This is a genomic window from Georgenia alba (genome assembly GCF_042665525.1).
GTDB classification, from domain to species: domain Bacteria; phylum Actinomycetota; class Actinomycetes; order Actinomycetales; family Actinomycetaceae; genus Allobogoriella; species Allobogoriella alba.
The window spans coordinates 1,383,683-1,398,262 of the sequence record NZ_JBHTCQ010000001.1 but is presented as its reverse complement, the minus strand read 5'-3'; the positions used below and the strand labels follow the sequence as shown (position 1 = coordinate 1,398,262).

Genomic DNA, 14,580 nt, shown 5'->3' with positions numbered 1-14,580 from the left:
CCGCACCCGCACGGCGCCGGAGGCCCGCGCGGCGAGGCCGGTGGCGGCCCGGCCGCCTCCTGCGGCGCCTGCCGTGGTGGCTGCTGGCCCTGTTCCTTCTGGGCGGTGCGTTCCTGTGGGTGTATCCGTTCCTCTGGATGGTCTCGGCGTCGCTCAAGGACCAGCTGGAGATCTTCAGCGCCGGGCTGTCACTGCTCCCCGAGACGCCGGTGTGGGAGAACTACGCCCGGGCCTGGACCGAGGCGAACTTCAGCACCTACACGTGGAACACGATCCTCGTCACCGTCGCCAGCGTGGTGCTGGTGGTGGTGCGGTGCGCCATGGCCGGCTACGTGATCGGCCGCTACCAGTTCTTCGGGAAGAAGGTCGTGGTGATCGTCCTGGTCGCCACCTTCTTCGTGCCGACCGGCTACACGATCATCCCCGTCGTCGAGATCTCGCAGCAGCTCGGCCTGCTGAACTCCCTGTCCGGAATGGTCCTCGCCATGTCCGGCGGCGGGCACGTCGCGCTGATCCTGCTCTACGCGGGGTACTTCCGCGGCATCCCCCGCGAGCTCGAGGAGTCCGCCGTCATCGACGGCGCGGGGTTCTTCTCCGTCTTCTTCCGGATCATGCTGCCGCTGTCCGGGCCGATCACGGCCACGGCCACCCTGATGACGTTCCTCGCCACCTGGAACAACTTCTTCATCCCGCTGGTCTTCTCCCTCTCCCGGCCGGAGCTGCGCACCCTCAGCGTCGGCATGAAGGCGTTCGTGGGCGAGAACTCCACCGACTGGGGCGGCATGGCGGCCGCGGCGACCATCTCCCTGATCCCGCTGGTCATCCTGTTCGTGCTGCTCCAGGGCCAGTTCGTCAAGGGCTTCGCGGGAGCGATCAAGCAATGACGACCGCCACGGGCCGCCGCAGCCCGAACATCCTGCTCATCTGCACCGACCAGCAGCGCTTCAGCGCGCTCGGCGCCGCCGGCAACGCCGAGATCGAGACCCCGAACCTGGACCGGCTCGCGAACGAGGGCACCCTGTTCGAGAACTGCTATGTGCAGAACCCCGTGTGCGGGCCGTCCCGCGCAAGCCTGATGACCGGGCGGTACGTCCACTCCCACGGTCTGTGGGCGAACGGCGTCGCCCTGCCGTCGCACGAGCGGCTCTTCACCAAGGACCTCGCCGAGGCGGGCTACGACTGCGGTCTCGTGGGCAAGCTGCACCTGGCCGCCTGCTTCGGCGGGCGCACCGAGCCACGCCTCGACGACGGCTTCCGGGTCTTCCGCTGGGCGCACGACCCCTACCGCGGGTCGTCCGAGAACGCCTACCACCGGTGGCTGCGGGCCCACCGACCCGACCTCTACGAGGCCGCGACGGACCCCGGCTCGGACCTCACGTTCGACACGATGCCCACGTCTGCCCACTACAGCCGGTGGATCGCCGAGGAGACGATCTCGTTCCTGCGCCAGGACCGGGAGCGCGACAAGCCCTTCTGCTTCATCGCGAACTTCTTCGACCCCCACCACGGCTTCGGCGCACCGCAGGAGTACCTCGACCGGTACGACCCGGCGCGCCTCAGCCGCCCGGTCACCACGCCGGACGAGCTCGACGGCAAGCCCCCGATCTACACCGAGGCGTCCCAGCGGTCCTACGCAGGCCACGCCAAGGGCTACGCCGAGTACACGGCCGACGAGCTGCAGGAGGTCAAGGCCGCGTACTACGCGATGGTCGGCCTCGTCGACGACGAGGTCGGACGCATCCTCGACACGCTGGAGGAGGAGGGACTGACGGAGAGCACGGTGGTCGTCTTCACCTCCGACCACGGCGAGATGCTCGGCGACCACCGGCTCATGCTCAAGGGCCCGATGCTCTACGACGTGGCCGTCCGGGTGCCGTTGCTCATCAGGTGGCCGGGCCACGTGCCGGCCGGCGAGCGGCACGGCGAGCTGGTCCAGTGGGTCGACCTGGCGCCGACGCTGCTGGAGATCGCCGGGCTGGACGCCTCCCCCGCCCACCAGGGCGAGAGCCTGCTGGGGCTCGCCACCGGGCAGGCGGGCTGGACCCGGGACTGGGCGTTGGCGGAGTACCGCGACAGCGGCCACCCCTACGACCCGCCGGTGCACACCACCATGCTCCGGCACGAGAGCTGGAAGGTCGTCGTCCACCACGGCGAGCCCGCCACGGGCCGGGCACGGACCGGTGAGCTGTACGACCTCGCCCGCGACCCGGACGAGCTGAACAACCTGTGGGACGAACCCGCCCACGCCGCGACGAGGGCTCGGATGCAGGAGCGCCTGCTCGACGTCCTCGTGGCGACCGAGGACCGCAGCGCACGACGAGAGGCATTTTGGTGACAGGCGAACCAGACCAGCTCCACCCCCGGCCGCAGCTACGCCGCGAGACGTGGCACGACCTGACCGGCACGTGGCAGTTCGCGTTCGACGACGACGACCGCGGCGTCCAGGAGCGGTGGTACGACGGCGCACGGCTCGGCACCGACCCCTTCGGGGCGCGGATCCAGGTGCCCTACCCGCCCGAGTCGCCGCTGTCCGGAGTCGCCGACACGTCCTTCCACCCGGTGGCCTGGTACGCGCGGGAGGTCGAGGTGGCGGTCCCCGAGGACGGACGGCGGGTCCTGCTGCACTTCGGCGCGGTGGACTACCACGCGGTCGTGTGGGTGAACGGCCGGCATGTCGGCGAGCACACCGGCGGGCACACCCCGTTCACCCTCGACATCACCCACGCGCTCGACCCGGACAGCAGCGTCCAGGCCGTGGTGGTCCGTGCGGAGGATCGCCCCACCGACCTGCACCAGCCCCGCGGCAAACAGGTCACCTCCGAGGGTGCCCGCGGCATCTTCTACGACCGCACCAGCGGCATCTGGCAGCCGGTGTGGCTGGAGACCGTGGCCCAGACGCACATCAGCTCCCTGCGGTGGACCACCGACATCGACGCCGGACAGGTCCGCCTCGATCTCGCGCTCTGCGGCACGATCGTCTCCGGCCTGACCGTCCGCGTCCGGCTCAGCCTGGAGGGCGTGCTGCTCGCCGAGCACAGCGCCCGGGCTCGCGAGGACCGTGCCACGGTCACGTTCGCCCTCGAGGACCTGCAGACCGGTCAGCCGATCCTGTGGTCGCCGGAGTCGCCCACGCTCATCGACGCGGAGATCCTGCTCGAGGCACCCGGCACCGCCGGGCCGGCCGACCGGGTCCACAGCTACCTCGGGGTGCGCAGTGCCGGCTTCCGGGACGGTCTCTTCCTGCTCAACGGTCGCCCGTACTACCTCCGCATGGTGCTGGAGCAGGGCTACTGGCCCACGTCCCACCTGGCCGCTCCCGGCCCGGACGCGCTGCGGCGCGAGGTGGAGCTGATCAAGCAGCTGGGCTTCAACGGCGCGCGGATCCACCAGAAGATCGAGGACCCGCGGTTCCTCTACTGGTGCGACCGGCTCGGCCTGGCCGTCTGGGGCGAGTTCCCCAACGCGTTCGCCTACTCCCCCACGGCCGTCACCCGGACGGTTCAGGAGTGGCAGGCCGCCGTCGAGCGCGACGTCAGCCACCCGAGCGTCGTCGCCTGGGTGCCTCTCAACGAGAGCTGGGGCGTCCCGCGGATCGCCACCTCGCCCCAGCAGCAGAGCTTCGCCACGGCGCTGTACCACCTCACCAAGGCTCTCGACCCCACCCGGCCGGTGATCTCCAACGACGGCTGGGAGCACACGGTCAGCGACATCTGGTCCGTCCACGACTACACCCCGAGCGGCGAGAGCATCCGCCGGCGCTACCACGCCGTGCCGGATCTGGAGCACACGCTGCACGGCCCCGGTCCCGGCCGTCGGAAGATCTTCGTGCACGACGTCGAGCACGCGGGACAGCCCGTCATGATCACCGAGTACGGCGGACTCGCCTACGTCGACGACCTGGACGGACGGTGGGCCGGCTACAGCACCGTGACCAGCGCGGCCGACCTGCAGGACCGGCTCGAGGAGCTGACCTCGGCGATCCTCGACGCTCCCCGCGTCGCGGGGTTCTGCTACACCCAGCTCACCGACACCCAGCAGGAGCGCAACGGACTGCTCACCGAGGACCGGGAGCCGAAGCTCCCGGTCGAGCAGATCCGCCGGATCATCACCCGGCCGTCCGCGGCCATCCCCGCCGAAGAGGTCGACGCCTACCGCCGCGCGACCAAGGAGCGAGTCTGACCTCCCCGGGTCAGCGGAGATCCGATCTCGACCGATGCAGACAGCAACGCATGAGCCCTCACCGAGGAAGGCACGACCATGACGATGACACGTAGGGGAATGCTGCAGGGCGCCGGAGCCCTCGGCGCGGCAGCACTGCTGGGGGCCTGCGACACGGCGCCGCCCGGCGGTGGTGGGGGTGGCGGTGGTGGCGGCGGTGGCGGGGGCGCCGGCGGGCCGCTCACGTGGTGGGACCACACGCCGAACCTCCAGGCCGCGAACAACCGGATCTTCGAGCGGTTCACGCAGGAGACCGGGACGCAGGTGGAGTACAGCTACCACCTCACGAACGAGATGGGTGAGGCGCTGCAGCTGGCGAACCAGAGCGACCAGCTTCCGGACGTGCTGACCAACGTCGGCCTGCGCCTCCCCGTGCCCGCACTCATCGACGAGGGGTGGTTCCAGGCCGCGGCGTTCCCGGACGACGTCCTCGCCCGCCTGCCCGAGACGGCGCTCATCGAAGGCATCCACGTCTTCGACGGCGACGTCTACAGCTTTCCGATCTTCAACGACCGCCAGTACTGGGCGCTGACCTGGTACAACACCGAGATGCTCGAGGGCGCCGGCGTCGAGCCGCCGACGACCTACGACGAGTTCCGCGCGGTGGCCCGGGCGGTCCAGGACGACGGGGGCGAGGGGACCTACGGCGCCATCTTCAACCTCGGGCAGGTCCCGCGCGTGGCGGAGCACGTCAACTTCCTCGCCCAGGCAGCGGGATTCCCCGGGTTCGGCGGCGAGCTCTACGAGACCGGCGAGATCCAGTACCACCACGAGGCCTACCTCACGGTGGTCGAGTTCCTGCTCTCGCTGCAGCAGGACGGCCTGCTGTACCCGGGCTCCGGACAGCTCGCCGACGCGGACGCCAGGATCCGGTGGGCGGCCGGCGGCGCGGGCCTGTACATGGACGGTCCGTGGTGCCCGGGCAGCCTCGTGACGTCCAACGCCCAGGAGTTCCACGAGAAGCTCGGCGTGGCGCCCATGCTCGTGCCCGACTCCGGCACGGAGCTCGTCGCCTACCGCGCGCCCCAGGGCGGGATGTACTGGATCTCCGGCTCGTCGCAGAACGTCGAGCCGGCCAGCCAGCTGATCGCGATGCAGACCGAGGAGCAGTACTACATCGACATCGCCAACGGCATGGCGCAGCCGCCGCTCGACGTCTCGGTGATCTCCCGGGCGGACGTCCACCCCGCCTGGGCGGAGATGGTCGGCTGGTTCCAGGAGCAGGTGTTCCTCGCGCCCGCACCGTCCGCGAAGAACCCGTCGATCTCCGCGGTCAACGCTCGGGCCGAGCTGATCGAGCCGGACCTCGGGATGATCGTGCAGGGCGCGTTCAGCGGTGACGTGCCGGACTGGCGGGGCGCGCTGCGCGAGCTGAGCGACAAGTCCATGCGGCAGCGCGAGGAGAACGTCGCCGCGGCGCAGTCAGAGGGTGTCGATGTCGACATGGACGACTGGGCGTTCCCCGACTGGCAGCCCCGTCAGGACTACACGCCGGACATGTACTGAGCCGGGAGCGCGGACGCATGAACGACATCTCGAGACATCTGACCCGGCGCCGCCTGCTCCAGGCGGCCGGTGCGGGCGCCGTCGCCGGCGTGCTCGCGGCGTGCGACACCGCGCCGCCCGCCGGAGGCGACGGCACCGGAGGGAGCGGCGGACCACTGACCTGGTGGGACCACTTCAACCCGCTGCAGGACCTGCACCAGGAGGTCTTCGCCCAGTTCCAGGCGGACACCGGGATCGCGGTCGAGTACACGCCGCAGCAGACCGCCGAGATGGGCGAGGCGCTGCGGGTGGCGAAGCAGAGCGACCAGCTCCCGGACGTGCTGACCAACGTCGGGCTGAACCTCCCGGTACCGGCGCTCATCGCAGAGAACTGGTTCCAGCCGATCACCCTCACCGAGGACGCCCTCGCCGCCCTGCCTCCGGAGGCGCTGGCGGAGGGCGTGCACACGTTCGGCGGTGAGACCTACACGTTCCCGATCTTCAACTTCCGCCAGTACTGGGCGGCGACGTGGTTCAACCGCGACCTGGTCCAGCAGGCCGGCCTCGACCCGGACGCGCCCCCGCGGACGTACGACGAGTTCCGCGCGGCGGCGCGGGCGGTCGCCGACACCGGCGGGGACGGGACCTACGGGTGGATGGTGGCCCTGGGCCAGCCGCCCCGGCTGGGCGAGCAGATCAACATGCTCGCCCAGGCCGGCGGCTTCGAGGGCCTGAACGGCCTGGACTTCCGGACCGGGGAGTTCGCCTACCACCACGACGCGTACGTGGCCGCCGTCGAGTTCTGGCTCTCCCTGCGCGACGACGGCCTCCTGGTCCCCGGCACCGAGGCCTTCAGCGACGCGGACGCACGTGCCCGGTGGTCGGCGGGGCAGGCCGGATACTACCTCGACGGTCCGTGGTGCGCCGGCGTCGTGGTCCAGGACCTCGCCGAGTTCGCCGACAAGCTGGACGTCGGGCCGATGCTGGTCCCCGAGGCGGGCATGGACGTCGTCTCCTACCGCGGCCCGCAGGGCGGCGCGTTCTACCTCTCCGGCCCGTCGGAGCGACGGGAGGACGTCAGCGAGCTGCTGAGCATGCTGACCACGCCGGAGTACTACCGGCAGCTGGCCGCGCACATGGACCAGCCGCCGCTCGACCTCGCCGCCGTGGCCGAGGCGGACGTCCATCCCGCGTACGCCAAGCTGATCGACTGGTACCAGGACCAGGTGTACCTGGCACCGCTCCCGGTCAGCCAGAACCCGGACATCGATCTGGTCAACGCGGAGATGCCGCTCATCGAGCCCGACCTCGGCATGACGATCCAGGGTCTGTTCGCCGGCGAGCTCGGCGACGTGCGCACCGCCCTGCGGGACCTCAGCGACCGTTCCGAGGCGGCCCGCGAGGAGGCGCTCGCCACCGCCCGTGAGGCCGGCGCCCAGGTCGAGTTCGAGGACTGGGCCTTCCCGGACTGGCAGCCCCGCCAGGACTTCACGGCTGACATGTACGGCTGATGGCGGCGGGGAAGCAGCGACTCAACGTCCTGGTGCTCATGAGTGACGAGCAACGCTGGGACACCCTCGGTCACACCGGCAACCCGGCCGCCCGCACCCCCGTGCTGGACGAGCTCGCCGAGACCTCCACGGTCCTCGAGCGGACCTACACGCCGTTCCCGCTGTGCTGCCCGTCCCGGACCAGCCTGTGGACCGGCCGGATGCCGCGGCACCACCACGTGCTGGGCAACTGGCGGGCGATCGACCCCCGGCTCCGGGACGCCGGGCTGGGCACCGCGTTCCGGGACGCCGGCTACCACACCCTCTACTGCGGCAAGTGGCACGTCCCGGGCACCACACCGCGGCGCATGGGCTTCCGCGCCACCTCGGCGATCCCGGCCGTGCTGGACGGACGGGACCGCGGCCGCTACATCCAGCCGTACCGGGAGTACGCCGGCCGACAGGGCTACGAGCTGGTCGACGGGCACATCGAGAACCTCACCCGGGCGGACGTCGAGACGCTCCGCTCCGCACCCCACCGGGCGACGGCCGCGATCCCGGAGGAGCACTTCCTGGAGACGTGGCAGACGGACCAGTTCCTCCGGGCGCTCCACCAGCGGCCCGACGACCGACCGTGGTTCGCGGTCTGCTCCTTCAACGCCCCGCACTTCCCGATGGTGGTCCCGGCGCCCTACGACCGGATCATCGACCGGCGCCGGGTCCGCCTGCCCGCCAGCTTCGCCGCCGGGCCCGGGACGAGACCGCGCGAGGTCGCCACGTCGTCGTACGCGACCAAGTACGCGGATCTCGACGAGGCCGGCTGGACGGACATGATCGCCCACTACCTCGGGCTGTGCGCGCTCGTGGACACCCAGGTCGGGAGGATCCTCGACCACCTCCGCCGTGCCGGCGAGCTGGACCGCACGATCGTCGTCTACACCTCCGACCACGGCGACATGATGGGCGCGCACCGGCTGATGGAGAAGGGGCATCTGCTCCACTACGAGGAGGCGCTCCGGGTGCCGCTGCTGGTCCGCCACCCGGACCAGACCGGCGGGACGAGAACGACCAACCTCGTCTCCGTCGTCGACATCGCCCGTACCCTCGCCGAGCTGGCCGGCGTCACCTGGACCGAGGACGACGACGGAACCTCCTTCGCGGCGATGCTCGCCAAGGCGGCGCCCACGCCGACCCGGAACCACGTCACGGCCGAGACGGTGCTGTACGGCATGGAGGCGGACGCGAACGGCGAGCACGTCGACCCGGCGACGTGGGACGCCGACCGTGACGGGATGAACCTGTCCGTCCGTACCCACCGGGTCCGGTACGTCTACCGCTCCCGCGACGTCGACGAGCTCTACGACCACGCCCTCGACCCCGACGAGCTCGTCAACCTCGCCGGTGACCCGGCTCGCACGTCCGACCGGCTGGCGCTACGACGCCTGCTGGCCGACGAGATCGGCGATGTCTACCCGGACGTCGCGCGCACCCTGACCGCCTAGCTGGAAGGAAGCCATGGCCCCGCGCACCAACGTCGTCCTGATCGTCGTCGACGACATGGGGTACTCCGACATCGGCTGCTACGGCAGCGAGATCCCGACCCCGAACCTCGACCGGCTCGCGGCCGGCGGGGTCAGGATGTCGCAGTTCTACAACACCGCCCGCTGCTCACCGTCCCGCGCGTCCCTGCTCACCGGGCTCCACCCGCACCAGACCGGGATCGGGATCCTCACCGAGGACCAGCGGCCGCACGGCTACGCGGGGACCCTCAACGACCGCTGCCTGACGATGGCGGAGGTCCTCGGCGCGGCCGGCTACGCGACCTCCATGTCCGGCAAGTGGCACCTGTGCGGCCAGATGTTCGAGCCCCACGACGCCTGGCCCACCCGGCGCGGGTTCGAGCAGTTCTTCGGCACCATCGCCGGCGGCGGCAGCTACTACTACCCGAAGACCCTCACCCGCGGCGAGACCTCGGTGCAGGAAGAGACGTCGGCGCCGGACTTCTACTACACGGACGCGATCACCGACAACGCCGTCGGCTTCATCGAGGCCCACCAGAAGGACCCTTCTCGGCCCTTCTTCCTGTACACCGCGTACACCGCGCCGCACTGGCCCCTGCACGCGCCCGAGGAGGACGTGGCCGCGATGGAGGGCCTGTTCGATGCCGGGTGGGACGAGCTGCGCCGTGAGCGCGCACGACGCCTGGTCGATCTCGGCGTGCTCGACCCCGCGTGGGGACTGAGCGACCGCGACCCGGATGTCGCGGCCTGGGACCAGACCCCCGACCACGAGTGGCAGACGCGGCGCATGGAGGTCTACGCCGCGCAGATCCGCCGCATGGACGCCGGCGTCGGACGCATCCTCGACGCGCTCGAGTCCACCGGACAGCTCGACGACACGCTCGTGCTGTTCCTGTCCGACAACGGCGGTTGCGCCGAGGGATTCCAGCCTGCCTACACCGACGAGCTGCCGCACCTGCCCGAGTTCCTCCCGGGTGCCACGCGCGACGGGCGGCGCGTCTTTCGCGGCAACGTCCCCGAGGTCATGCCGGGCGGCGAGGACACGTACGCCAGCTACGGCACCGGTTGGGCCAACCTCTCCAACACCCCGTTCCGGGAGTACAAGCACTGGGTCCACGAGGGCGGCATCGCGACGCCGTTCATCGCCCACTGGCCGGCCGGCGGCCTCGAGGCTGGCGCGGTCCGGCACGTCCCGCACCAGCTTCCGGACGTCATGGCGACGGTGCTCGAGGCGACCGGTGTCACCTACCCGGAGGAGTTCCCGGGGCGAGACCCGCAGCCCCTCGAGGGGGTCAGCATGGTCGCCACCTGGCACGGGGAGCCGGCGCCGGCGGACCGGATGCTGTTCTGGGAGCACGAGGGCAACGCGGCGGTGCGGCGCGGCCGGTGGAAGCTGGTCCGGAAGTTCGGCGAGCCGTGGGAGCTCTACGACCTCTCCACCGACCGGACCGAGCTGCACGACCGGGCCGAGGCGAACCCGGACGTGGTGGCTGAGCTCGTCGACGCCTACGAGGGATGGGCGGACCGCTGCGGCGTCATCGCACGTGAGAGCATCCTCGTCGCAGGACGTTGACGGCACGGCCGGGACGGGCACGGCGAGCTGGGGAGGTGCGGGTGGGAGCCACCATCAAGGACGTCGCCAAGCTGGCCGGTGTCTCGATCAAGACCGTGTCCAACGTCCTGCACGGCTACCCGTACCTCACCGACGAGACGCGCTCGAAGGTCGAGCGGGCCATCGCCGAGCTCGACTATCGCCCCAACATCACGGCACGCAACCTTCGCCGCGGCCGGTCCGGCGTCATCGCGCTGGCGGTGCCCAGCCTGGACAACCCCTATTTCGGCGAGATGGCGAACCGGATCGTCAAGGAGGCCGCAGCGCGAGACCTGACCGTGCTGGTGGACGCGACCGAGGGGGACCTGGCCCGGGAGACCCTGGTGGCCGAGGGCTTCCGCAGCCGGCTGCTGGACGGCATGATCCTGCAGCCCTGGTCGATCTCGGAGGAGTACCTCCGGTCGCGCAGCGACCGGACCCCGCTCGTGCTGCTGGGGGAACGCGCCGTCGACACGGCGGACGGTGTCGCCATCGACAGCCATGCCGCCGCCTACACCGCCGTCGAGCACCTCCTCGACCTGGGACGACGTCGGATCGCCGCGATCGGTGCCCGGCCGCGCAAGCGCGGCGGCAGGTGGCCGACGGTGGAGCCCGGCCGGCGGATCAGCGGCTACGAGAGCGCCCTCACCGACCACGGGGTGCCCGTCGATCCCGACCTGGTCGTCCACCCGGGCGGCGATCACACGCCTGAGGCGGTGGCCGGCGCCATCGGCGACCTGCTGGACCGGGCAGGAGACGTGGACGCGGTCTTCGCGTTCAACGACCGCGTCGCGCTGGGCACGATGCGCGCGCTCGCCACGTTCGGGGTCAAGGTCCCGGACGACGTCGCGGTCATCGGCATCGACGACGTCGAGGCCGCCCGGATGTCCACGCCGTCGCTCTCGACGGTGGCGCCCGACAAGGCCGGCATCGCCCGGACGGCGATCGAGATGCTCGTGGAGCGCATCGCCGGCACGGACCGGCGGGCGACGCACGTCGTCGCCGACTTCGAGCTGGTGGTGCGCGAGAGCACGGCCCCTCCGCCCTGAACCCGGCGACTCGTCAACTCTGTGCCGTCTCGTCGATGTTGTGCCGACTCGTCAATGCTGTGCGACCTCGGCCTGCCAGGCGGCGTGCCGCTCGGCGAGGCGGCGCACGATCTCCGGGTGGTCGGGGCTGAGGTCGCGCTGCTCGCCGGGGTCCTCGGCGAGGTTGGTCAGACGCCGTCCGGGCGCGATCGGGGCGTGCTCGTAGCTGCTGAGATGGGCGACGGTGGGGTGGTCGTCCACGTGCTGGAGCTTCCAGTCGCCGTCGCGGATCGCCCACTGGAAGCCCGTGTCCCAGTGCAGCGTACGGCCGGCAGGGTCGTGCCTGCCGGCCGCGCTCGCGCGCCAGGCGCCGACCTGGTCGATCCCGTCGCCGTGTGACCACGTCTCCGGCGCGGCGCCCGCGGCCGACAGCAGCGACGGGTACAGGTCGAGCGCGCTCACCACTGCGCCGTGCTCGGCTCCCCCGCCGATGCCGCCGGCCGGCCAGCGGACCAGGAACGGCACGCGGATGCCGCCCTCCCACAGCGTGTACTTCCCGCCCCGCAGCGGGTCGTTGTCGCCGAAGTTGCACGTCGAGCCGCCGTTGTCGGTGAGGTAGACGACCACGGTGTTCTCGCTCAGCCCGCGCGCCTCGAGCGCGTCCAGGAGCCGGCCGACCTCGGCGTCCATGAGCTCCAGCTGGGCCAGGTAGTACTCCCGGCCGTTGGGCAGGTTGGGCCAGATGGCTCGGTCGTACCAGTCGGTGTACTTCCCGTCCCCGTCCTTCCAGTCGGCGTAGGCGGGGAGCCCACGGCGTTCCAGCTCCTCCTGCGGCAGCTGGAACGTGAAGTTGTGCACCGCGTTGAACGCCACCATCGCGAAGAACGGCTCGTCCGCATGGGTCTCGACGAACTCGGCCGTCCGGCGACCCAGCTCGGCCGTGAGGAACCCCTCGGGCTCCACCTCCGTGTCGCCGTCGCGCAACGGGTGGACGGCCATCCGCCAGGACCCCTCCTCGCCGTACTCCGCCATGTCCCGGCGCGAGCGGCGCATGTAGTTCAGGCGGCCCTCCTGCATCCCGGCCAGCCCGTAGAAGGTCTCCGCGAACCCGTGGTGCGGCGGGCAGGCCCGGTCACCCGGCTCCTCCGGCCCGTAGTGGACCTTCCCGAAGTAGCCGGTCGCGTACCCGAGCTCTTCGAACCGCTCGGCCAGGGAGGGCAGGTGGTCGGGAAAGCGACTCGTGTCGAACCACCGGGCGCCCCACCGCTGCTGGTACGTACCCGAGATCAGCCCCGCCCGCGACGGGCTGCAGATCGGCGCGGTGACGTAGGCGTCTGTGCAGCTCACGCCGGATGCGGCGAGACGGTCGAGGTTCGGCGTCCGGATCCGCTCGTCGTGGCCGAATCGGGTGAAGTCCCCGTAGCCGTGGTCGTCGGAGACAATCAGGAGGACATTGGGTCGGTCCATCGTCAACGGTGGCCCTTCTCGGCGGCTCGGTCGGTGCACCAGCCGCGGATCGGCTGCGGCGGCCGCTTCGTGCACGATCTCACGTCGGGCGCGGATCGGTCGCTCCACGTCCGGGCGCGTCAGCGGTCCTCCGCAGCCGCCAGCGCCTCCTCGAGCTCGGCGCGGATGTCGTCGCCACCCTCCGACGTCCACGTCGCGACCGCCTCGGCCCAGGCGCTGACGGGTTCACGCCCCTGCAGGATGTCCGTCTCGAGGTCCGCCAGCGCCGTGCCGATCTGGTTCCCGCGGCGGCTCGCGGTCTCGCTGTACAGGCCCTCGGTCGGGTCCGGCACCGCCGCGGGCACCAAGTCACTCTGCGCGTCGTGCTGCGCCCGGGCCACGTCGGGCTCGCCCGCCAGGTAGTTTACCCAGGGCCCCTCGGCCAGGTACCGCAACGACAGCTGGATCTCGCTCCGGCCCCGTTCGGTGAGGACGGGGTCGGTGCCCTGCAGCTCGTGGTGCACGCCCTCGACCCCGTACGTCTTGAAGAGGTGCTCGCTGCTGCCGAACGGTGCGGCGAGATGGTTCAGGACCTCGAGGAGCGGTTCCGCACGATCGGCCGACCTGGCGCTGATCACCGTGATGTTGTGGGTCGGTGACCCCCGCCAGATGGCTGCCTGCCCGCCCCCGTCGGCGAGCGGCGGCGCGAGCACGTCGAGACGGAAGTCCTCGCCGATCGGGTACTCCGAGAACGCCGACCACGCGCTGAACGTGTCGGGCCGCAGCGGCGTCGTCCCGTTGACCACCCAGGTCTTGCGCTGCGTGATGTTCGCGGAGAGAGCATCGGGGTGGACGAGGCCGTCCGCGACGAGACGGCGGCCGAGCTCCAGCGCCTCCTCCTGGCGCTCGTGCTCGTTCGCGCTGGTCAGACTCCCGCCGTCCTCGGCCCAGCCGTTGGGGATCCCGAACATCTGGCGGATGAACGGCATCGGGACGTGGCCCAGCGCCCACCGGCTCGCGGCCGGCGAGGTCAGCTCGGTGCACAGCGTGTGCAGATCCTCCGCGGACCCGAGCTCGGGTGCGAGCCCTTCCGCCTCGAGCATGTCCGCGCGGAAGAAGAGCACCTCGCTCGTCTGCGCGCCGCGTGGCACCGGCACACCGAAGATGCGGCCCCCGTACATGGTCGCCTGCCAGCTCTCCGACGGGATGTTCGCCAGGAACGGGAACTGCTCGACGGCGTCCCCGGCCAGCAGATCGGTCAGGTCGGTCGCGCGCTCCGCCAGCAGCCCCGGCAGGCCGGGCACGCTCTCCGGGAACACCGTGACGAGGTCCGGCAGCTGGTCTCCGGCGACGGCGGTCTGGAACCGGTCGGCGAAGTCGCCGCTCGGGACGAGTGCGATGTCCAGGCCGAACCCGAGCCGCTCGTGCAGCGCCTGCCAGTAGGCGTTGCGCCCCAGGGCGGGCGGCACGGGCGTGTGCGTCAGCGCGAAGACCCCGACGTCGCGACCGTCACCCGGCGGGCGGTCGGTCACCGTGACGGGATCCTCGGGGTAGGCGAGCATCGTGTCGCTCACGCCGTCGGAGCCGGTCAGGTCGGCCGGGACGCCGTCGAACGGGATGTAGGCGGGCAGCTCGCCCGGTCCGCCGGAGGTGGCCATCGCGCCGCCGCGACCCTCGTTGCTGCAGCCAGCCAGGCCGAGGGCGGCCAGCGCACCCACTCCCAGGCCGCCCTGCAGGACGTGGCGACGGGTGATCCGGCGCCTCGTGGTGGGATCCTTCATGACTGCTCCTCGTCGAGTGGC

Annotated in this window: 10 protein-coding genes; 8 read left to right on the top strand and 2 right to left on the bottom strand. The window is 71.2% G+C overall.

Translation table 11 applies throughout. The features are described from left to right. Positions 1-119 precede the first annotated feature (119 nt). The 8 genes from ACFQQL_RS06490 to ACFQQL_RS06455 all read left to right on the top strand — a co-directional run bounded on the left by ACFQQL_RS06490 (position 120) and on the right by ACFQQL_RS06455 (position 11,353). Positions 120-884, top strand: coding sequence for a carbohydrate ABC transporter permease (locus ACFQQL_RS06490; RefSeq protein WP_382392447.1), 765 nt, complete (start codon positions 120-122; stop codon positions 882-884). Continuing rightward, positions 881-2,335, top strand: a complete 1,455-nt coding sequence (locus tag ACFQQL_RS06485; RefSeq protein ID WP_382392445.1) for a sulfatase-like hydrolase/transferase — start codon at positions 881-883, stop codon at positions 2,333-2,335. The genes ACFQQL_RS06490 and ACFQQL_RS06485 overlap by 4 nt, the downstream gene beginning before the upstream one ends. Next, the gene (locus ACFQQL_RS06480) at positions 2,332-4,179 is read left to right on the top strand and encodes a glycoside hydrolase family 2 protein (protein ID WP_382392443.1); all 1,848 of its coding nucleotides are present in this window, start codon (positions 2,332-2,334) and stop codon (positions 4,177-4,179) included. Before ACFQQL_RS06485 ends, ACFQQL_RS06480 begins: the two co-directional genes overlap by 4 nt. An 84-nt stretch (positions 4,180-4,263) precedes the next feature. Then, complete coding sequence (locus ACFQQL_RS06475; RefSeq protein WP_382392441.1) at positions 4,264-5,724, top strand: ABC transporter substrate-binding protein; 1,461 nt, start codon at positions 4,264-4,266, stop codon at positions 5,722-5,724. 17 nt (positions 5,725-5,741) lie between these two features. Continuing rightward, positions 5,742-7,214 carry an extracellular solute-binding protein gene (locus tag ACFQQL_RS06470; protein WP_382392439.1) on the top strand — a complete coding sequence of 491 codons (1,473 nt, stop codon included), beginning with the start codon at positions 5,742-5,744 and terminating at the stop codon, positions 7,212-7,214. Further along, the gene (locus tag ACFQQL_RS06465; protein WP_382392437.1) at positions 7,214-8,695 is read left to right on the top strand and encodes a sulfatase-like hydrolase/transferase; all 1,482 of its coding nucleotides are present in this window, start codon (positions 7,214-7,216) and stop codon (positions 8,693-8,695) included. Before ACFQQL_RS06470 ends, ACFQQL_RS06465 begins: the two co-directional genes overlap by 1 nt. Positions 8,696-8,708: 13 nt before the next feature. After that, positions 8,709-10,286: an arylsulfatase gene (locus ACFQQL_RS06460; protein ID WP_382392435.1), complete on the top strand. Its 1,578-nt coding sequence runs from the start codon at positions 8,709-8,711 to the stop codon at positions 10,284-10,286. Between the two features lie 41 nt (positions 10,287-10,327). After that, positions 10,328-11,353 (top strand): LacI family DNA-binding transcriptional regulator, encoded by a 1,026-nt coding sequence (locus ACFQQL_RS06455; protein ID WP_382392433.1) that lies wholly within the window; start codon positions 10,328-10,330, stop codon positions 11,351-11,353. A 51-nt stretch (positions 11,354-11,404) separates the two neighbouring features. Here the strand turns inward: ACFQQL_RS06455 and ACFQQL_RS06450 are convergent, their stop codons facing one another. Both ACFQQL_RS06450 and ACFQQL_RS06445 read right to left on the bottom strand, forming a co-directional pair. After that, entirely contained in the window at positions 11,405-12,799 is a 1,395-nt protein-coding gene (locus tag ACFQQL_RS06450; protein ID WP_382392431.1) for a sulfatase family protein, read from the bottom strand. 119 nt (positions 12,800-12,918) lie between these two features. Further along, on the bottom strand, positions 12,919-14,559 hold the full coding sequence (locus tag ACFQQL_RS06445) for an extracellular solute-binding protein (protein ID WP_382392429.1): 1,641 nt from the start codon (positions 14,557-14,559) through the stop codon (positions 12,919-12,921). Between the last annotated feature and the right edge of the window lie 21 nt (positions 14,560-14,580).